The sequence below is a fragment of the Variovorax sp. WDL1 genome (assembly GCF_001541225.1).
GTDB lineage: Bacteria > Pseudomonadota > Gammaproteobacteria > Burkholderiales > Burkholderiaceae_C > Variovorax.
In genome coordinates this window covers 9,675-29,449 of record NZ_LMTS01000158.1, presented here as the reverse complement: position 1 = coordinate 29,449, position 19,775 = coordinate 9,675, and the positions used below count along the sequence as shown (strand labels likewise).

22 protein-coding genes and 1 pseudogene are annotated in these 19,775 nt (G+C 66.1%); 2 read left to right on the top strand and 21 right to left on the bottom strand.

The window, feature by feature from the left end; all coding sequences use genetic code 11:
- Positions 1–14 precede the first annotated feature (14 nt).
- The 18 genes from APY03_RS20800 to APY03_RS41665 all read right to left on the bottom strand — a co-directional run bounded on the left by APY03_RS20800 (position 15) and on the right by APY03_RS41665 (position 16,190).
- Complete coding sequence (locus APY03_RS20800) at positions 15–1,547, bottom strand: ABC1 kinase family protein (RefSeq protein WP_170962203.1); 1,533 nt, start codon at positions 1,545–1,547, stop codon at positions 15–17.
- Positions 1,548–1,633: 86 nt separating this feature from the next.
- On the bottom strand, positions 1,634–2,665 hold the full coding sequence (locus APY03_RS20795) for a hydroxyacid dehydrogenase (RefSeq protein WP_003121543.1): 1,032 nt from the start codon (positions 2,663–2,665) through the stop codon (positions 1,634–1,636).
- A complete protein-coding gene (locus tag APY03_RS20790) occupies positions 2,662–2,916 on the bottom strand; it encodes a hypothetical protein (RefSeq protein WP_009516033.1) in 255 nt (84 codons plus the stop codon). Before APY03_RS20790 ends, APY03_RS20795 begins: the two co-directional genes overlap by 4 nt.
- On the bottom strand, positions 2,913–3,557 hold the full coding sequence (locus tag APY03_RS20785) for a DUF6629 family protein (RefSeq protein WP_003121541.1): 645 nt from the start codon (positions 3,555–3,557) through the stop codon (positions 2,913–2,915). The genes APY03_RS20790 and APY03_RS20785 overlap by 4 nt, the downstream gene beginning before the upstream one ends.
- Positions 3,558–3,610: 53 nt before the next feature.
- Positions 3,611–4,510, bottom strand: coding sequence for a ribose-phosphate pyrophosphokinase (locus APY03_RS20780; protein WP_003090267.1), 900 nt, complete (start codon positions 4,508–4,510; stop codon positions 3,611–3,613).
- Positions 4,507–6,054, bottom strand: a complete 1,548-nt coding sequence (locus APY03_RS20775; protein ID WP_003121540.1) for a thymidine phosphorylase family protein — start codon at positions 6,052–6,054, stop codon at positions 4,507–4,509. Before APY03_RS20775 ends, APY03_RS20780 begins: the two co-directional genes overlap by 4 nt.
- Positions 6,051–7,412 carry an MBL fold metallo-hydrolase gene (locus APY03_RS20770; RefSeq protein WP_068679637.1) on the bottom strand — a complete coding sequence of 454 codons (1,362 nt, stop codon included), beginning with the start codon at positions 7,410–7,412 and terminating at the stop codon, positions 6,051–6,053. Before APY03_RS20770 ends, APY03_RS20775 begins: the two co-directional genes overlap by 4 nt.
- A gap of 25 nt (positions 7,413–7,437) precedes the next feature.
- Positions 7,438–7,935 (bottom strand): TPM domain-containing protein, encoded by a 498-nt coding sequence (locus tag APY03_RS20765; protein WP_003121538.1) that lies wholly within the window; start codon positions 7,933–7,935, stop codon positions 7,438–7,440.
- Position 7,936: 1 nt separating this feature from the next.
- Positions 7,937–8,821 carry a TPM domain-containing protein gene (locus tag APY03_RS20760; protein WP_009516027.1) on the bottom strand — a complete coding sequence of 295 codons (885 nt, stop codon included), beginning with the start codon at positions 8,819–8,821 and terminating at the stop codon, positions 7,937–7,939.
- A 1-nt stretch (position 8,822) separates the two neighbouring features.
- Positions 8,823–9,434, bottom strand: a complete 612-nt coding sequence (locus APY03_RS20755) for a LemA family protein (protein WP_009516025.1) — start codon at positions 9,432–9,434, stop codon at positions 8,823–8,825.
- The gene (locus APY03_RS20750; protein WP_009516022.1) at positions 9,431–10,756 is read right to left on the bottom strand and encodes an MFS transporter; all 1,326 of its coding nucleotides are present in this window, start codon (positions 10,754–10,756) and stop codon (positions 9,431–9,433) included. The genes APY03_RS20755 and APY03_RS20750 overlap by 4 nt, the downstream gene beginning before the upstream one ends.
- Before the next feature lie 13 nt (positions 10,757–10,769).
- Entirely contained in the window at positions 10,770–13,235 is a 2,466-nt protein-coding gene (locus tag APY03_RS20745) for a heavy metal translocating P-type ATPase (RefSeq protein WP_006226038.1), read from the bottom strand.
- Between the two features lie 32 nt (positions 13,236–13,267).
- On the bottom strand, positions 13,268–14,131 hold the full coding sequence (gene ppk2 / locus APY03_RS20740; protein ID WP_003090242.1) for a polyphosphate kinase 2: 864 nt from the start codon (positions 14,129–14,131) through the stop codon (positions 13,268–13,270).
- A 10-nt stretch (positions 14,132–14,141) separates the two neighbouring features.
- Positions 14,142–14,300, bottom strand: a complete 159-nt coding sequence (locus APY03_RS42595; protein WP_009516017.1) for a hypothetical protein — start codon at positions 14,298–14,300, stop codon at positions 14,142–14,144.
- Position 14,301: 1 nt separating this feature from the next.
- Positions 14,302–14,952, bottom strand: a complete 651-nt coding sequence (locus tag APY03_RS20735; protein WP_003090238.1) for a methyltransferase family protein — start codon at positions 14,950–14,952, stop codon at positions 14,302–14,304.
- Positions 14,949–15,188: a DUF2933 domain-containing protein gene (locus APY03_RS20730; protein ID WP_009516014.1), complete on the bottom strand. Its 240-nt coding sequence runs from the start codon at positions 15,186–15,188 to the stop codon at positions 14,949–14,951. The genes APY03_RS20735 and APY03_RS20730 overlap by 4 nt, the downstream gene beginning before the upstream one ends.
- Before the next feature lie 11 nt (positions 15,189–15,199).
- Positions 15,200–15,601, bottom strand: coding sequence for a hypothetical protein (locus tag APY03_RS20725; protein WP_003090236.1), 402 nt, complete (start codon positions 15,599–15,601; stop codon positions 15,200–15,202).
- 154 nt (positions 15,602–15,755) lie between these two features.
- Positions 15,756–16,190 carry a hypothetical protein gene (locus tag APY03_RS41665; protein WP_157103439.1) on the bottom strand — a complete coding sequence of 145 codons (435 nt, stop codon included), beginning with the start codon at positions 16,188–16,190 and terminating at the stop codon, positions 15,756–15,758.
- Between the two features lie 143 nt (positions 16,191–16,333).
- On the opposite strand from APY03_RS41665, the gene APY03_RS20715 reads away from it, so the two are divergent.
- On the top strand, positions 16,334–16,756 hold the full coding sequence (locus tag APY03_RS20715; RefSeq protein ID WP_003090234.1) for a MerR family transcriptional regulator: 423 nt from the start codon (positions 16,334–16,336) through the stop codon (positions 16,754–16,756).
- Positions 16,757–16,990: 234 nt separating this feature from the next.
- On the opposite strand, the gene soxR is transcribed toward APY03_RS20715, so the two are convergent.
- Positions 16,991–17,443 (bottom strand): redox-sensitive transcriptional activator SoxR, encoded by a 453-nt coding sequence (soxR, locus tag APY03_RS20710; protein WP_023098533.1) that lies wholly within the window; start codon positions 17,441–17,443, stop codon positions 16,991–16,993.
- 71 nt (positions 17,444–17,514) lie between these two features.
- On the opposite strand from soxR, the pseudogene APY03_RS44235 reads away from it, so the two are divergent.
- Positions 17,515–17,845, top strand: a pseudogene (locus APY03_RS44235) (superoxide dismutase); the annotation flags it as partial.
- A gap of 99 nt (positions 17,846–17,944) precedes the next feature.
- Here APY03_RS44235 and APY03_RS20705 read toward each other — a convergent pair.
- Both APY03_RS20705 and APY03_RS44230 read right to left on the bottom strand, forming a co-directional pair.
- Positions 17,945–19,078, bottom strand: coding sequence for an MFS transporter (locus APY03_RS20705; RefSeq protein WP_197913143.1), 1,134 nt, complete (start codon positions 19,076–19,078; stop codon positions 17,945–17,947).
- A gap of 178 nt (positions 19,079–19,256) precedes the next feature.
- Positions 19,257–19,775, bottom strand: a 519-nt coding sequence (locus tag APY03_RS44230) for a TolC family protein (RefSeq protein ID WP_232324356.1), incomplete at its 5' end; no start/stop codon positions are given.

Sequence of the window (19,775 nt, the reverse complement as noted above, 5' to 3'; positions counted from 1 at the left end):
CTTGATGAGGCGCCTCAGCCGCGGCTGCGCGCGATGGAAAACGTGAACCGGATCGCCAGCGCATAGCCCAGCAGCGCGAGTACCGGCATGTCGCCCCAGCGCGGGCCCACGCCGTGCTGCATCAACAAGCTCGATGCGATGTACAGGCCGAGCGTCACGAGCGCCAGCGCGACGCGACGGCCGAGGCGGTCGATCCCGCTCAGCATCCTGGCATCCGGCTTGATCGACAGTTGCAGCAGGTCACCCTGCCGCAAGACGCTGTGCAGACGCCGCGCCATCAGGGAGGGCAGGGCGTGGGCCGCGTTCCCCAGTTCATATGGCAGACGCTGCGATGCCGCAGACTTGGGCTCGTCGAAGACGCCCGTGGTCGTGTGGCGAGAGATGGCTTCGATGATGGAAAACTCGGGTGCCAGCAGGCGCACCGTCCCTTCGAGCAACAACAGGGTACGCGTGAGCACGAGGAGGTCCCTGGGCAGCCGGACTTCCTGGGTCCGGCCCGCCGCCACGAGCTGCGCGAGAGCACCTGAGAGCGACCAGTCCTTCAGCGGCCTCTGTGCGCAGTCTGCGACCAGGGCACGCACGACAGGCACGAACACGGCCCGATCGGTGCCGTCGCCGAGCAGGCCCAGGTCGAGCCAGGCATCGACCACCCATTCGGCATCCTGCTCGACGAAGGCCAGGGCGAACGCCACCAGCGCCCGCCGCATGTTGCCGTCGACCCGGCCCACGATGCCGAAGTCGTGCAGGCATATGCGGCCATCGTCCATCACGAAGACGTTGCCGGGATGGGGATCGCCGTGGAAGAAGCCATCGCGGAAGATCTGGGCGACGTAGCTGTCCACGAGTTTGCCCGCGGCCGCCACCGCGGTGGACGAAGGCAGACCGTGCAGGTGAGCTCCGTGGCTGAACTGCTGGACCATGACGGTCGGCGTGCACAGGCCGTCCACGACGTCGGGGATCACGATGTCGGCAGAGCCGCGCCAGGCGTCGGCGAAACGTCGCACGGAAGCTGCCTCGCGCGACAAATCCATCTCGTAGCGGAAGTTGGCCGCAACCTCGTCCACGATGGCTGCCAGCCCCCAGCGACGCAGCGAGGGCACGAGCCCCTGCATGACCAGGACGATGCGGCGCAGGATGCGCATGTCGGTCTCGGCCTGCTCGGCCGCGCCAGGGCGGCGGATCTTCACCACCACTTCCGTCCCGTCCGGCAGGGCTGCACGATGAATCTGGGCGATCGAGGCCGCGGCGAGCGCGTGCATGTCGAAGCGTGCGAAGAGCTGCTGCCATGGGCGGCCGAGCGCCGCCTCGACCTCCTGGACCGCCTGCTCGGGAGGAAACGGCGCCACATTGGCCTGCAGGCTGGCCAGAGCCTCTTGCGCATCGGGCGCCAGAATGTCGGCCCGCAGGCTGAGATGCTGGCCCAGCTTCACGAAGGTCGTGCCCAATCGCTGCAGCACTTCGGCGAAGCGGTCGGCCGCCCGGTGGGTATCGCAGCGCATCAGGCCCCGGTGCCAGGCCACCCAGAGCAGGAACCCGCTCAGGGCCATAGCGATCTGCGTGGCCCGGCGCAGCGCCGAGCGTTGCGTTGGGCGGCCCGCAAGACGCACGGTGGAAACGGGGCGGTTCGGTCGCGTCATGGCTCATCCAACCTGTTGCGCAGGCGGCCCGCATGCCAGGCTGCGATGTTCGAGATGGTCTCGTCGAGGATGCGCGCGATCGCCTCCGACGTATTGAACCCGACATGCGGTGTCACGAGCACACGCGGATGCGTCAGCAGTGGGCTGGATGCCGACCAGCCGGTATCGCAACCCAGTCCGCCGCAGCCCGTGGGCACTTCGGGAGACAGATCCCCTTCCTGTTCCAGCACGTCCAGTCCTGCTGCGGCGACGGTACCTGCCTCCAGTGCGTGCAGCAGGGCGGCGTCGTCGATGAGCGCACCCCGTGCCGTGTTGATCAGTACCATGCCCGGTTTCATGCGCGCGAAGGCCTGGCCATCGAGAAGGTGGTGCGTGGCCTGCGTGGCCGGAACATGAAGGCTCAGAACATCGCTGCTTTGCAGGATCTGCTCCCACGTCACCACGCGGACGCCGGCGATGGGTGCTGCCGTGATGTCGAGCGATGGGGCGAGGGCCGGGTCGTACGCGAGAACTTCCATGCCGAAGCCCAGGGCGATACGGGCCACGTGGCGCCCGATCCGGCCCAGCCCGACGATGCCCAGCGTCTTTCCTTCCAGCTCGAAGCCGGTGAGGCCGCGGTAAGCGAAAGAACCTTGGCGCGCCCGCTCGTGGGCTTGTGTCAGATGGCGAGCCACGCCCAGCAGCAGCGCGAAGGCATGTTCGGCGACGCTGGCGGACCCATAGTCCGGCACGTTGCACACGGCAATGCCGCGTCGGCGGCAAGCCTGCAGGTCGATGTGATCGAAGCCCGCGGAGCGCGTTGCCACGAGCCGCACGCGCGGCAGCAACCGGAGCACCGATTCGTCAACGCGCGTGCGCACGAAGACGCACAGCACCTCGGTGTCTTCATCGCCGACATCGGATACCACCAGGCGTTCGTTCTGGACGAAGTGCGCGTGCCAGTGGGTCGGAAGCCGTTGCTGCAGCGCGGCCTGGTCCGCCGGTGCGATGTCGGAGAACAGAACGGACAGACGGTTTTGTGCGGTCATGAGCCCTCCTCGATTACCCGGTGCAGGGACAGGATGCAGAACGCGGCGATGAAGTGCCCGGTCTTGGTGCCTTGCGCGAGTTCCGCTTGCGCGAATACCGTCGGCAGCCGGCCGGCGACCGCATCGCGCATGGTCTCGAATCCGTCGAGCAACTGAACCGTGAAGAACGCCGCGCGGCGCATCGGGCCCTGCGTGCGGCCGCAGTCCGCGTAGGCCAGTGCGGGCTTGAATCTGGCCGGAGGATTCGTCATGGCACGGCCAGCCTCGCTCGGGGCTCACGGAACTGCCACAGCACGATGAAGCTGAGCACAGCGGCAAAGAAGCACCACACCGAGATGAACCAGGTTGCATAGAACATGTAGGCGGCGATTGCGGAGACAAAGGCGGCCACCCCAAAAGCCGCCACGCGCCGGTGGCTAGAAACCATCAGGCTTGCGCAGGTGCCGATCAGATACAGGGCCATCGTGGTCATCACGTAGAAGTGCGGAGAGTCGTAGAGGATGTGCTGGCCGACCACGCGGGCCGTGATGGGCAGCTTCACCAGCATCGCCAGCAGGTACAGACCGACGAGCGCGCCCGCGACTGCAATGGCCACCAGAACCCGACGGCGCCAACGGACGCTCTCCAGCGCCAGCGCAGCCAGCGGGACGTAGATCGGCCACAGGACGTGCGAGAAGAACGAGTAGAGATGCGTCAGCGCCACGTTCAGCAAGGGCGCGCGGTCGGGGAACGTCAGCCACAGCATGCCTTCGAGCAGTTGCTGGACCCCGAACAGCAGCGGGATGGCGGCATACGGCAGTTCGCGCCGTGAGCGGGCCCGGCGCATGGTGACGGTCCCCAGGCCCAGCAGAACCGCTGCGGCCGTGAAACTGGCGGGTGCGGAAAAGCACATGGGCAGTCATCTCCCCTCGATCGTGAGCGTCATGGCGAGCGCGGCGCAGCGGCTCATGGCGCGCCGGCTTCCATCAGTTCCTGCACCGCTGTCGCCAGCGGTGCCACCACGCTGATGCCGTTAGAGACATGCGGCACGGTGTCGCAGGTCACCACCCGCTGGGGCCCTGCCGCAAGAAGTGCGTGGTACGCGTCGGCGGCGAACAGGGCGTGCACCCCAATGCACACCGGTGGCGGCAATCCCACGCTGCGCACACTGGCGATTGCCTGGATCATCGTGCGCGCGCTGGACACGATGTCATCGATGAGCACAGGCTGGCGGTCTGCCAGGGCCGCGGTGTCGGGAAGGCTGACCTCCACGTCCTTGTCGCCCCGGCGGATCTTCTGCAACACCGTGAACGGCGCGCCAGCCAAGCGCGCGACTTCCTGGACCCATTGCTCGCTTTCCGCATCGGGTCCGATCAACACGGGACGGTCCACATGGGCTGCGACCCAGGCCGCGATGGCGGGCGCGGACTGGACCACACGGGTCGGCACCCGGTAGACCTCGCCGAGCGAGCGGTAGCGGTGCAGATGGGGATCGACGGTGACGATACCGTCGAACACCGTCGACACCAGCGCAGCGAACGTGCGGGACGTGATGGCTTCGCCCGTGTTGAAGCGCCGGTCCTGACGCAGGTACGCCAGGTACGGGGCAGCCAGCAACACGCGGGTGGCGCCGAGGTCGCGCGCTGCGTCCGCGGCGAACAACAAGGGCAGCGCCTTGGCGTCCGGCTGTGCCAGGCTGGCCACGATCACGACGGTGCGGCCGGTGACGTCGGCGTCCAGCCGCACCAGCGACTCGCCGTCCGGGAACCGGTGCAGTTGCAGGGCAGCCCGCTGCGCGCCCAACGCCCGGATCAGTCCATCGGCGAAGTCTTCGTCGCCCGGCAGGTGAAAAACGAGAGGTTTCATAGGTTCTCCGAAATCTGGAAGATCGGTGGGCGCGAGCGGACGAACTGCAGCGCATAGGCCAGCTCGCCCGGCGCCTGGGCGTGCAGCGTGAAGAGCGGCTGTCCCGCTTCGACCTGGTCGCCCAGGCGCGCATGCACGTCGATGCCGGCGGCAGCGGCGGTCGGTGCTCCGGCGAGCTTGGCCGCCCGCGCGAGCAGCCGGTTGTCGATTCGGGAGACCCGTCCCGTGGACGGCGATGCGACGGTGTGCCGATGCGTTGCCACCGGGATGCTGCGCAGGCCGCCCTGCTCAGCGCAGATCGCCTCGAACGTGGCCCAGGCGCGGCCGTCGGCCAGCACCTGCGTGGCGAGCGTCAGGCCGCCGCCGGCGGGCGCTGCACCGCCCATTTCGAGGATGTCCGCCGCCAGCCGCAACGCTCGCTCCCGCAGGTCGGCCGGGGCCTCGGGCGTCCCTTGTAGGACGGCCAGCACGTCGCGGGCCTCCAGTGCCGGGCCGATCCCGCGGCCGACCGGCTGCTCACCATCGGTGACGCGCAAGGCCACGTGCAGGCCGATGGCGCTGCCCACCTCCTGCAGGCGCCGACCGAGCGCCGCCGCGGCCTGCGCGCTGCGCACTTTGGCGGTGGCACCCACGGGCAGGTCGATCAGCACATGGGTCGAGCCCGCAGCGGCCTTCTTGGACAGGACCGAGGCGACGAGCTGGCCCTCGCTGTCCAGGTCCAGCGGCCGCTCGACGCGGATGAGGATGTCGTCGGCGGGGCTGAGCCGTACCGAGCCGCCCCAGACGATGCAGCCGCCCGTGCGTTCGACCACGCGCCGCATGCTTCGCACATCCAGGTTCACCGGCGCCAGCACCTCCATTGTGTCGGCCGTCCCGGCCGGCGAGGTGATGGCGCGCGAGGAGGTCTTGGGCATCGTGAGGCCGCAGGCGGCCACGATGGGCACCACGAGCAGGGTCGTGCGGTTGCCGGGCAGGCCGCCGACGCAATGCTTGTCCACCACCAGCGGGCGCCCCCAATCGATGCGGTCACCGACGCCAATCATGGCTTTCGTGAGCGAGACGGTCTCCGCGAGGTCCAGGCGATCGCCGGCGCAGGCGGTGATGAAGGTGGCCAGATGCAGGTCAGAGTAATGGCCCGCCGCGACGTCGGAGATGATGGCGCTGAACTCGGCATCGCCCAGGGCATTGCCGTAGACCTTGGCCCGGACATGGCTGAGCGAATCCAGCGGCGGTGCATGGGTCACCGTGACCAGCTGGCCCGGCTGCGCCCCCAGCGACGCCCATGCCGATTCGGACAGGCCAGCGACGTTCTCGGCCAGCCAATCCCCATCGACGACGCTGAGCGTCGCCACGATGCTGCGGCGGCCGGCCGTCAGCTGCACGCGCGCCTGGGTCGTGAAACCCTCCGACCGGCAGACAGGGCAGTCGCGCCGCATGTAGACCACCGGCTCCTGATGGGTGTCGATGCCGGTGCGCCACGCCTGCAGCGTGTTCACGCCATCCTCTCCGGTGCCGGTGCCGGTCTCGTGCAGGTGCGCCGTCATACCAGATCCACCGTCTGCAGGTACTCGGGCACGGCAACCGACCAGCCCAGTTCATGGTCGATCCGCGCGCGCAGCGCATCGGCCGCCTCCGGCTCGCCGTGGGTCACGAAGGTTCGGCGCGGTGTTTGCGTGAAGCCGCGCATCCACGCGAGGATCTCGTCGGCATCGGCGTGGGCGGAAAGGTTGTCGAGCGAGGCCACCTCGGCGCGGATCGGCACGTCCTGGCCATGGATGCGGACGGTGGACGCGCCGTGCACGATCGCAGCGCCACGGGTGCCGCCCGCCTGGTAGCCGGCGAACAGGATGGTGTTGCGATGGTCGGGCGCGAATGACTTGAGGTGGTGCACCACGCGTCCTCCAGTGGCCATGCCACTGGCGGAGATGATGACCATCGGTCCACGACCGGCGCTGAGCGCCTTGGACTCCTCGACCTTGTTGACGATCTTCGCGGCATGGCACATGCCCTCGCATTCCTCGGGCGAGAGCCGGTGCTCGTCGCGATGGGCGTGGTACAGCCGTGTGGCATCGATGGCCATCGGGCTGTCCAGGTACACGGGCAGGTGCTGGTGGATGCGCCCTTGCTTCTTGAGCTGGTAGATGCCGTACATCAGGCTCTGCGCTCGGCCGACAGCGAACGCTGGGATGACCACGACCCCTCCACGGGCGGCCGTCTTGTTGATGACAGTCTCCAGCTGCGCCAGTGCGTCGGACGCTTCATGCTTGCGGTTGCCGTAGGTGGATTCCAGCAGCAGGTAGTCGGCGCCGGGGACCTGCACCGGCGGGCGCAGCACCGGGTCGTTGGGCCGGCCGATGTCGCCGGAGAAGAGCACGGATCGCCGGCCGTCGTTGAGGTGCACGAAGGCCGAGCCGAGCATGTGCCCGGAAGGCGTCAACCGCGCGGTGAGTCCGGGCAGCGCCTCGAAGTCCTGAGAGAACGGACGTGGCGCGAACAGCTTCAGGCAGCGCTCGGCGTCCTCACGGGTGTACAGCGGCAGCGCGGGCTGGTGTTTGGAGAAACCGTGCCGGTTGGCGAACTTCGCCTCTTCCTCCTGCAGATGGCCGCTGTCGGTGAGCAGGATCTTGCACAGCTCGTGCGTCGCGGACGTGCAGTAAACCCGGCCGCGAAAGCCTTGTCGCGCCAGCAGTGGCAGGTAGCCGCTGTGGTCGATGTGGGCGTGGGTGAGCACGACCGCGTCGACGGTCTTGGGCGCGACCGGCAGCGGCTCCCAGTTGCGCAGGCGCAGCTGCTTGAATCCCTGGAACAGGCCGCAGTCCACCAGAATGGTCGCGTCGCCATGGCGCAGCAGGTATTTGGAACCGGTCACGGTGCCGGTGGCACCCAGAAACTGAAGTTGCATGGTAGGTCTCCAAGGATGTTGTCGTTCAAAGAAGGACCGGCCGATCCGGCAACTCGTTGCCGTGGTCCGCGCCCCGCGGAAAGTGCTGCACCAGCAGGTGGCTGACGGCCACGATGCCTTCCAGGGCTCCGGCCTCGAAGCGTCCCTGCGCAAACTGGGCTTCCATGCGCTGGCACACAGCCGACCACCTTTCGGCACCGCAACAGGCATGGATGCCGCGATCGGCCACGATCTCCACGGCCCGGTCGGCCAGCAGCACGTAGATCAGGACGCCGCTGTTGTGCGCCGTATCCCACACACCCAGGCGTGCGAACAGGTCCAGCGCCCGCTCGCCCGGCGATTGGTTGCGCCACAGTGGCGATCCGTCCAGCGCACCCTCGACCACGAAGCGCAGTTGGCCCCCATGCTGGAACTCTCCCGTGCGGATGGCCTGCTCGATCGCATCCAGGGCACGCGGGGGGAAGGCGCGGCGGACTGCGCGATCCGTGGTCGCAAGGTGGCGAAGAAGTCGTTGCATGTTCATCTCACCACCGTCCTGACGCGCCGCCGCCACCGAAGCCGCCGCCGCCGCCGCGGAATCCTCCGCCCGGCCAGCCGCCTCCCCGGTGGCGCCCGTGCAGGCCGCCGTGGCCACCCATGCCGATGCCCAGCAGCGTGACGAGGAATCCCGCCAGTCCAGCCACCGCGGCCACCGCGAAGGTGCCCACCAACAGCCACGCAGCGGCACCCAGCACGCCAGCCGTGACCAGGGAGCCTGGAAGGCGGCCGAGGGCGTTGCGCAGCACTCCGCCCAGCATCAGGGCCGCGACGAACAGGAAGGGCCAGGCCTGCCCGATGTCGTTGGTCTGCCCCTGCCGCCGTGGGTCCGCCGCAGGCAGGGCCTCGCCATCGATCACCCGCATGATCTGTTCGGCGCCTGCGGCGATGCCGCCGTCGAAATCGCCCTGGCGCAGGCGCGGCGTGATCACCTCGTCGATGATGCGCCGCGATACCACGTCGCTCAGCGCACCCTCGATGCCGTATCCGACTTCGATGCGCACGGTGCGGTCGTCCTTGGCCACCAGGAGCAACGCGCCGTCGTCCACCTTGCGACGGCCGAGCTTCCATTGCTCTACCACCCGCAGGGTGTACTGCTCGACGGGTTCGGGCCGCGTCGAGCGGACCATCAGCACGGCGATCTGCACGCCCTTGCGTTGCTCGAAGGCCCGAAGCTGCGCATCCAGCGCGGCGACACGATCGGCGGCGAGCGTTCCCGTGAGATCGGTGACGCGCGCCTGCAGCGGGGGAACGGCGACCAACTCCTGCGCGGACGCGACCGAAAGGAACAGGCTCAGCAGCAGCCAGGCCAGAGCGTGGGCCAGCCGAAGAGGGGCCGCCGGAGAGAGCACCGCTGTTCTGGGCGTTCTCATGTCAGGGGCGCGCCGCCGGCGCCGAGGCGCCGAAATCGACCTGTGGCGGCGCCGCCATGGCCTTCTCGTCGGCGACCGAGAAATTGGGCTTGACGACGTAGCTGAACAGCTTGGCCGTGATGTTGGTCGGGAAGCTGCGCGTGAGCACGTTGTAATCCTGCACCGCCTTCACGTAGCGCCCACGCGCCACGGTGATGCGGTTCTCCGTGCCCTCAAGTTGGGCACGCAGGTCTTGAAAAGCCTGGTTCGCCTTGAGTTGCGGGTAGTTCTCGCTCACCACCAGCAGCCGGCTCAGCGCGCCGGACAGTTCGCCCTGTGCCGCCTGGAACTTCTGGAACGCCTCGGGGTTGTTGACGAGTTCCGGCGTGGCCTGGATCGAGGTCGCCTTCGCGCGGGCCTCGACCACCCGGGTCAGCGTCTCCTGCTCGAAGTTGGTCTCGCCCTTGACGGTCGCGACGATGTTGGGGATCAGGTCGGCGCGCCGCTGGTACTGGTTCAGCACCTCGGACCAGGCGGACTTGGTCTGCTCGTCCAGCCGCTGGAAGTCGTTGTAGCCGCATCCGCTCAGCGACAGGGCAAGCGCTGCGAGCAGGGACATCAGGATCAGTCTCATGGTTCGGTTTCCGTGGAAGTGAGAAAAGTGCGGGACGGTGAAGCGCTCACCAGGACGGGGTTGGCTGGCCACCAACGCCGCGGAATGAGCAGCAGCGCGAGGGTGGCGGCCAGTGGAATCGACAGCCACGCAAAGGTGCTCTGCATCACAGCGCCGAATAGCCATCCGGTGGCGGCCGATCCCAGTGTTTGTCCGAGGCCGGCTGCCGCGGCGAGCCCTCCCATCGCGATACCGAGCCGCCGCGCCGAGGTGCCGGCAGCGAGGTAGGCCAGGGTGGGGAGCACGAGACCCGTGCCCGCAGCCGTGAAACTCACGCCGACGTACAGCCACATCTCGCTGCCATGGCGGGCCAGCATCAGGAGCCCGGCGATGCCCAGGACCATGCCGCAGGCCAGTACGCGGCGTGGGTCGGCGCGCTCCAGCAGGCCGGTGAAGAACAGCACCGCGTTGACGCCCAGCATCACCAGACTGCACTCGGCGAACATCAACGACACCTCTCGGGAGGAGAGATCGGGGTGGCGCTGGCCCTGCAGCACGATGCCGAGTTCAAAGCCGGCAAGCACGAACATGACCACACCGTTGAGAATCCAGAGCGCCAGGGAGCGGCTCCGGGGTGCTCCGTCGTGATCGGCTGCGTCCGCCTCTCCAAGGGAGGAAGGTGCGGGAAGCGTTGCGGCCAGGCCCAGCATCATCAGCGCGCCGAGCGCGGCCGAGAGTGCGATTACGAGCGTGGTCGATGAGCCCTGTACCAGCACGCTCAAGAAGCCCAGGCCGACAAGCCGTTCTGCAGCGGCGTTCAGGCCGGGGCCGAACAGGAACCCGAGCAGCGACATCGCACCCAGCCATGCAAAGCGCCTGGCGCGAATCGATTCTGGGGTGTACTGCGCGACGAGCGCCGGCACCACCGGCACGACCGCGGCCACAAAAAAGCCCGTCGCGCCGCGCAGCGCATAGATGCCGACCACGCCCAGGGACTCGGGGCGCAGCAGCGGGAGCAGGCTGGCCACGTAGCCGATCAGGCCCACCAGCAACACGCGGGCACGCCCCAGCCTGTCCGCCAGCATGCCCCACAGGGGCGCACCCAGCAGGATGCCCGCCGTGTAGATGCCGCTGAGGTAGCCGACATGGCGCGCAAGCGCCGCAGGATCCGCGTCGCCCATCAAGGGCCGCAGCCAGTCGGGGATCAAGGGCATCAGTGCCCCATATCCGGCCGAGACGACGAATACGGCCGCAGCGAGCCAACCCAGCTGCGCGACGCCGAGGTCTTGCTGGCGGGTGGGCCCGGATTCGCGCGGTGATCGCATGGCGCGGCTCTCTACCATGGTGGCCCGCCGCTCAGGCTGACGCGGCCGCTGGGACACTGGCACGCGACGTCACGCGCTTGATCCCCGGCAGGCGCGTGCGCTTGAGCATCAGCGCATTGATCGCGACGATCGCGGAACTGCCCGACATGGACAATGCAGCGACCTCGGGCGACAAGGTGAACGGATACAGCACCCCGGCCGCCAGCGGGAAGGCGATCACGTTGTAGGCCACGGCCCACCAGAGGTTCTGGTGCATCTTGCGCAGCGTCGCCCGGGACAGTTCGATGGCCCCGACCACGTCGTAGGGGTCACTCTTCATCAACACCACCTGGGCGCTTTCCATCGCAACGTCCGTCCCCGCGCCAATCGCAAAGCCCACGTCGGCCTGCGTCAGCGCCGGAGCGTCGTTGATGCCGTCGCCGACCATGCCGACCTTGTGACCCTGCTGCTGCAGTTCCTTGATCTTGGAGGCCTTCTGCCCGGGCAACACATCCGCAAGCACGATGTCGATACCCAGTTCCTTGCCGATGCGCTCGGCGGTCGCCTGGTTGTCGCCGGTCAGCATCGCGACCTTCACGCCGCGTGCCTGCAGCTTGGCGATCGTCTCGCGCGAGGTCGGCCGCACGGCATCGGCGATCGCGATGAGGCCGATCAGCCGGCCACCGCGCGCGACGTGGACCACAGTGCGCCCCCCGCCTTGCAGCCGCGCCGCCTCGCTGGCAAGGGGGGCCAGATCCACCTGTTCCGACTGCATCAGCAGCCGGTTGCCCAGGAGCACCGTCTCGCCCCCGATAGTGGCCCGTGCGCCTTGCCCATCGATGTTGGTGAAGTTCTCGGTGACCTCCGTCGGCATGTCTCCCGCACGCTTGAGCACTGCGAGCGCGAGGGGGTGCTCGGAGAACTTCTCCACCGCGGCGGCCGTCGCCAGAAGCCGCGTCTCCTCGACACCGGGCGCGGCCACCATCTCGACGACATCGGGCTGCCCCAGTGTCAAGGTGCCGGTCTTGTCGAACACCACGACCGTCAACTTGGTGGCGTTCTCCAATGCGGCCGCATTCTTGAAGAGAATGCCGTTCATTGCGCCCAGCCCGGTCCCGACCATGATGGCCATCGGGGTGGCCAGCCCCAGCGCATCAGGGCATGCGATCACGAACACGGTGATGGTCAAGGTGAGTGCGAACAGTAATGTCTGTCCCATCACCCAGTACCAGACGCTGAAGGTCAGCAGGCCAATCACGATCGCCGCCAGCACCAGCCACTGGGATGCGTGGTCGGCCAGCAGCTGGCCGGGGGCCTTCGAGTTCTGGGCCTCCTGGACCAGCTTGACAATCTGCGCCAAGGCCGTGTCCGCGCCGACCTTCGTGGCCTTGTAGCGAAAGCTCCCGCTCTTGTTGATGCTGGCGCCTACGACGGTGCTGCCCACGCCCTTCTTGACCGGCATGGACTCGCCCGTCAGCATCGACTCGTCCACTTGCGACGCGCCCTCGACGATCTCGCCATCCACCGGGATCTTGTCGCCGGGCTTGATCACGACCAGTTCCCCGGCTGCAACCTCGGCGGTCGGTACCTTGGTCTCCACCCCGTTGCGCACGACCGTGGCCATGGGTGGGGCGAGATCCATCAACGCGCGAATCGCGTCGGATGCGCCCGCGCGGGCGCGCATCTCCAGCCAGTGCCCCAGCAGGATGAAGACCAGCAGCACCGATGCCGCTTCATAGAACACCTCACCCTCGTAGAAGAAGGTCGCGCCGATGCTGAACAGGTAGCCGGTGCCCACCGACAGCACGACCAACGTGGCCATGTTGGCGACGCCGTTGCGCAGCGCGCGCCACGCCGCCACGTAGAAAGGCCAACCTGGATAGATGATCGCGGCACTTGCGAGGAAGAAAAGAAAGAGCTTGTCGTCCAGCCCGAACGGCGTCTGGAAGTCGCCGAACATCTTCCCCATCGGGGAATAGAAGAACACGGGAATGGCGAAGACCAGGGCCACGAAGAAGCGATTGCGCATGTCCCGAGCCATGTCCTGCATCGAGCCCGACCCGTGGCCCATGTCGTGCATCATGTCGTCCATCGCAGGGTCGCCTGCGTGGGCCTGGTGCGCAGCATGGGCGGCGGGCGTCGTGGCCGCAGCCTTCGCGCGTGCGGCCGTGGCGGGGGCATGCGCGTGGTGCCCCTCATGCCCCATCTCTTGCGCCTGACGTGCGGGTGCGCCGTGATGGCCGTGCACCGCATGGCTGGGGTCGGCAGAGACGCCAGCGGCGGGCGCGCACACGTGCTTGGGCGTCTGCTCGCCACGGCAGTGATAGCCGCATTCGGCGATGCGCTGGCGCAGATCCTCGACACTGAGTTGTCCCTCATCGAGATGGACCGTTGCGCTTCCCGCAACATAGTTGACATCTGCATGATGGACGCCGGGAAGCTGCAGCAGCTTGCGGCGTACTCCCTCCGCGCTCAGGCTCGATACGAGCCCTCCGACTTCAACGTTGATCGACTTCATGGCTGTTCTTCCTGTTCGCTGTGTTCGTGGTCTCAACGAGCGAGTCGGCCCGAGTCCAGGCAGTCCTGCGAGAACTCGAAGACGATCTCCCGGTCGGGAGCGATGACCTTGTGCTTCTTGCCGGCGTAGTGCAGCCGGGAGAGGATGTCTCTGATCAGGTTGAGCCTCGCCAACCGTTTGTTGTCGGCGTGCACGACAGACCAGGGCGCCGCGGCCGTATGGGTGCGCATGAACATCTCGTCGCGCGCCCGTGTATAGCCGTCCCAGTGCTTAAGCGCGACGGCATCCACCGGGCTCGACTTCCACTGTTTGAGGGGATCACGGCGGCGTTCCCCGAGCCGGCGGCTCTGCTCCTTCTTGCCGATGTCGAGGTAATACTTCAGCAGCTTGATACCGGAGTTGACCAGCATCTCCTCGAACTTGGGCACTGAGTTCATGAATTCCTCGTGCTCCTCGGCGGTACAGAAGCCCATCACCGGTTCCACGCCCGCACGGTTGTACCAACTGCGGTTGAACACCACGAGCTCTTCGCCAACTGGCAGGTGCGGGACGTAGCGCTGGAAGTACCAGCCCGTGCGATCCCGGTCGGAGGGCTTTCCTAGCGCGACGACCCGTGTTTCCCGAGGACTCAGGTGTTCGACCAGCCGCTTGATGCTGCCGTCCTTGCCTGCGCCGTCCCTTCCCTCCAAGAGGATCAGGATACGGTCGTTGCATTTGATGAAATGCCGCTGCAGTTTCACCAGTTCGATCTGCAGCATGTGCAACTGTGCTTCGTAGTCCTCGCGGCCGATCGAGCGTGTCGCTGTCTCGTCGCGCGCTGAGCCGTGGGCAGTGCCGGTGCCGTCCACATCGGCCTTGTGCTTGGCGCCTTTGGCGCCCTTCTTGTTCTTTGCCATGGGTTCTCCGTTAGGTCTGGTCGCAGGCGATCAGCATTGCGTGTGTCGACGCCCGGCGGGGCGCGGCGCTCATGTCCGCATCCGAGCTGGAGCCGCAGCCATCGCCTTGTCCGTAGGCTGCAGCCAGGTACGGTCGATTGATGCGCTGACGCCAGCGGGTCTTCTTCATGTCAGCCTCGCTGGCGCGTGTCCGAGAGGGAGGGAAGGAAGCGCGGCGTGCGCGCGGCATAGGCGTCGAACTCGGCGCCGAACTGCTTGCGCATGTCCTTCTCCTCGTTGACTGCCAGCCTCGAATACATCACGACGAGGAAGGGGAACATCAGCAGCGTCAACAGCGTCGGCCACTGCAGCAGAAAGCCGAAAAGGATCGCCACGAAGGCCACATACTGCGGGTGCCGAATCCTGGCGTATGGGCCGCTCACGGCAAGTTGGGCGTGCCGTTGCGCGTGGTAGAGCACCGTCCAGGCGCTCGACAGAAGCCAGAAGCCGCCCCCGATGAAGATGTAGCTTGCGATATGAAGCGGGCTGAAGTGAGGGTCGCCGCTCTCGCCCAGCAGGGTCGACCAGAGATGGCCGCTGTTGTGCGACAGCAAGTCCAGACTGGGATACTTGGTCTGAAGCCAGCCGGACAGCACGTACAGCGTCAGCGGAAAGCCGTACATCTCGACGAACAAGGCAACAATGAACGCTGCGAATGTCCCGAAGGTTCTCCAGTCGCGCGAGGTCTGCGGTTTGAAGAAGCTGAAGGCGAACATGATGAAGACCGCCGAGTTCACGAGGACGAGCAGCCAAAGCCCATAAGCGGGCGCATCGTGGTTCATTTGCGCTCTCCCGGGCACGGTGGATTCGCCTTGCTACCGTCGCCTGGTACGGCATGGCGATGCATCAGCACATGAGCGATGACGCAAGTCGCCAGGAGGACCAGTGGCAGCGCGGCCAGGTAGTGCCCGCGGTGTTCCGTCAGCAGCATGTAGATGCTCACGGCCAGGAAGACCAGAAAGCCCAGGAACCATCGCGAGCGCGAAAACCTTGGACCGGTGCGGTGAGAAGTTGTCATGGTCGTCCTCCTCACTTCGCCGGCTCAGGCATCCGGTCCATCATCATCTGCATCATGGACTGGCACATGTCCATGCGCATTTCGAGCATTTGCTGCCGCTCAGCTGTCGGCGCCGACTCGGCTCCATCCTTCATTGCGCCCATCATCGCCATGCCAGCCCGCATGGCCTGCATGTGTTCGGCCATGAGCGCCTTGCGCTGCGCAGGCGTCTTCGCAGCCACCATCCGTTCGTGCATGGCCTGCATCGACTTCAGTTGCGCATCCATGCCCTCGGTGGTCGGCGCCCTTGGCGTCTCGGCCGCGGTCGGACTCGCACCTGCGGGGTGATGGGCCTGATGGTTGTCCTGCGCGAACGCAGACAAGGTGACCAGTGCGGCGCCCACGATGGCCGCGATCGAATGCGTGAATTTCATTTCTCTCTCCTTTAGCCGCGGGTGCCTGCCATTGGGGCGAAACCGATGTCGCCGCAAGCGGACAAAGCCCTATGAAAACTCCGTAGTCGGGTACAGAGTCAAGGCTTATGAGTTGTGCGCCGGGTGTGACCGACACGGCAACTCAAAGGAGGCGCTACAGCGCGAGACGCTCGAACAGCAGCCACGACGGCCGCTTGGGAGGTGGTCGCTGGTGACCCCTCGATGGGATGGCTCGCAGAGCCAACGTCGGAGCCAGCAGCTGGTCTCCATAGGCGGGAGGCGCCAAACCGACGAGGTCGAACGCGAAGGTTGGTGCTTTCTGAATGGCGGACTGGTTGACGTCGCCGCAGAGCTTCAGGCACGGGGCCTTCGACGGGTCGTGGGAACCTTCTTCGTGCTCACCATGGAGGCCTTCATGATTTCCATGCCCGGACGATGGGACATGCTCATACCCGACAGCATGCCGATGTTGCTGCGGAGACTCCAGAAGGCAGGCATTGGCCACCCCGGCCCCGAGCGCAAACAGCCATACCCCGAGCATCATCCACGCGATGGCGCGAATCCTGCGGTGGTTGAGAAGTGTGCGCATGTGCGGCCTATTGACCCATTGACACCTGTGATTCTATTCCCAACTGAGCTGCGGGAAATTGATTTGGATCAAATGGAGGCAAGGGTCAACTACGCGGTACTGCGTTATTCTGTGTTGCTCGTGAATAGACAGTGGATCGCTCGATGAACGAAGGTTTGGGTGATTGGATGACGGTTGGCAGGCTGGCGAAGGTCGCTGGCGTCGGCGTGGAGACAATCCGCTACTACCAGGGACGCGGCCTGTTGCCGATCCCGAAGAACGCCGGCAGCTTCCGGCGCTACCCCGCTTCGATGATCCAGCGGATCGGCTTCATCAAGCGCGCTCAGAGCCTTGGGTTCTCGCTGGACGAGGTGAAGTCGCTCTTGGATCTGGAGGATGGGCGGAATCGCCGGGCTATTCAGACGGTGACACGGCGGCGCCTTGACCAGATCGATGAGAAGGTTGGCGACCTTCAGCGCATGCGAGGCGCTCTGAGAGACATGCTGGAGAGGTGCGAAGACACGGGAGAGGCGCTTCCTTGCCCTATCATTGCTGCGCTCATGGGGCCTTTGAATACGTCCGAATGATTGCGCGCTGTGAGGAACAGACGAGACCCAAGGAAAGCGAACGAGGCCTGTCACACTTCGTTGGTAATGGTCGTGCGGACTGTTCGCTGCACAAAAATGCCGAATGAATTTTCAGCAATCTCACGGCCGACTTAGACGACGTGAACTGCGGCGGTCGGCGTAGCGGATACATCGCCCTACGTCGACCCTGCCGGCGCGATCCACTCAGTCGACTGTCAATCTCACAAGTCCCGCCTATTCTCGCTCAAGGATACGCGCACCGGGCCCCTGGCCCGCGAGTATGTCGCCCGGATTACGCAACGGGCACTCTTTGAGAGAGAGGCAACCGCACCCGATACATCCCCCGAGTTCGTCCCGCAGCCGCATCAACTGCGTAATGCGGTCGTCAAGGTCTTCACGCCACCTAGACGCCACACGGCGCCAATGCGCAGCAGTCAGATGAACGCCCGGCTGATACTGCCCGAGAGCGTCGAGCACTTCGTCCAGCGATAGTCCGGCCCGCTGCGCGACTTTGACGATGGCCAGATACCTCAAGATAGCGGGCGAGTATCTCCGCTGATTTCCGGACGTGCGTTCGCTCTGGATCAGGCCCTTGGACTCGTAGAAGTGGATCGTGGATACGGGCAGGCCGCTGCGCTGTGACACCTCTCCAACCGTCAAGCGACGCGACGTGTCGATCCGGTTCATGGCTGACTCCATTGCTCAAGTTATGTTGAGATTCTAGTTGTGCCCAAGTCGCATCGCAATCGAAAGTCTGGCCACGCAGTCAGACGGCTGTGCGTAGCAATGGCGGCGGTCACGCCAACCACTCGCTGTGTTGGACGGTACTGAGTGCCGAGGATGGCAAGCCGCAAGGAAGGTTGGCCAGGACGGCAACCTGTTAGTCAAGAGCAGCGCTAACCAGGGCAGTTCTCTGATGGGCGCATACGCAGGCCTCTCAGGTGAGACGCCGATCCTTGCTCTGGATGTCTGGGAGCATGCGTACTATCTGGACTACCAGAACCGCCGTCCCGACTACATCGCGGCCATCCTCAACATCGTTAACTGGCACGAGTCGCCCGGCGCTACAAAGAGGCCGTCGGTTCAATGATGCCGCTGCCGGTTGCCACGGCTGGCGTCCGGCAGCGCACAGCGGCATGTCCGTGCATGCTGGCGCACAGTGCTGATGGTTTCTCATCTCTTTCTGCTTCAAAGGGATGGGCTCCTCCTCTGGGATCGCACGCCCGTTGTCAAGATCACGGCCGCCCCTGCCAGCAACGCTGCGCAAGCGTAGGTGAAGACGCCGGAGAGGCCGAAAGTATCGATGGCAACGCCGCCGACGCCGGCGCCGAGCGCAATGGAGAATTGGAATGCGGTCGCCTGCAGGGCACCGACGCTCTCAGCAAGGTCAGGGGCCACTCTCGCGTGCCACGTCGCGATCGAGACGTAGAAAGCGCTGAAGGCCAGCCCCCAGATAACGAGGAGCAATAGCGAGATCAGGGAAGTGGTTCCAGCGAATGCCAGCAAGGCGGCCATCAGTGCCATCACAAGCGCCGCTCCCGCTGCACATAGTGACGCGTTGCGCGCCGCCAGCAGCCCGCCGACCGCACCTCCGATGAGGCCCCCAATCCCATAAAGCAAAAGCGCCAGCGAGATCTGGCTGACATTCAGGTTAACCACCTGTTCCAGCAGCGGCCGGATGAAGGTGTAGCCGGCAAACTGTCCTGAAAGCACCAGGACAATCGTGACCAACCCGCCCAGCACCGGAGCCCGGCTGAGCGCATCGCCGAAAGCGTTCAGTGCCGGACGATGCATCGTGGGAAGGCGCGGAAGGGTCGACAATTGCGCGAGCAACGCCAGCACGCCCAGGCCTGCCGTGACAAGAAATACGCCACGCCAACCCCAAGTTTCGCCCAGAAAGGCACCAGCGGCGGGCGCGGCGACACTCGCCGCTGTTACGCCCGTGAAGATGATGCTCATGGCCCGGGCGACCTGGGCCGGAGATACCAGCCGCAGTGCTAGCGTGGTCACCATCGCCCAGGTTCCGCCCAGTGCCACCCCCAGCAGCCCGCGCGCGAAAAGCAGCGTCCACTGATCGGTCGCGACCGACGCCAGCAGACTCGATAGCAAGAGGACGACGGTCAGCCCACGAATCAGCAAACGTCGGTCAATCCGCCCGGCGAGAAAGATGACCGCGGGGCTGGCAACGGCGGCGACCACGGCCGTTGCGGTCACGGCCTGGCCTGCCTCGCCGACCGACAGTTCCAAGTCCTTGGCCATGGGCGTCAGAATGCTGATCGGCAGCAGTTCGCTACAGACCAGCGCAAACATGGTGATTGCCATGGATAGTACCGCCGGCCAGTTGGCGTCGTGCTGGTCGTCCGTCGTGGAAGAATGACGCATTTGCTGTGTCGTCCGTTTGGTATTCGGCCAGATGGCCTGAGCGCAAGCGCGCATAGAAGACCGCGCCGCGCGCTTGATGCTCGGGGCGGCCGCGGGCCTGCGCAAGACTGGTGTCGGCCTACTTGCTCGCCACGTTATGGGCAGCAGGGTGATGGCGAGGCCAGCCGCCTGCGAGCGCCTGGTACAGCGAGACGACGGCCAGTGTGCTGCGCACGCGGCCCTGCGCGAAGGCGTCGTGGCTCTGCAAGCGCGCGTTCTCGGCGTCGAGCAACTCCAACACGTCGATCGAGCCTTGGTCGAAGCGCAACCTCGCCATGCTCGCGGCGCGCGTCCCGGCTGCCGCCGCCTGCTCCAGGTGCGCGGTCTGGCGTGCGCTGCGGGAAACCTGCACCAGCGCGTTTTCGGTCTCCTCCAGCGCAGTCAGCACGGTGCGCTCGTAAGTTGCCAGGTTGCCAGCCTCGGCCGCGTTGGACGCAGCGATGCGCGCGCGCACGCGGCCGACATTGAGAAACGATCCATCCACGCCCAGCGTGAGCAGCCGCATCTCGCTGTCGCGCTCGAATAGGGCACCCGCGTCGAAGGCCTGGGTTCCGATCAACCCGCCGAGCGTAAAGCGAGGAAAAAGATCGGCGGTCGC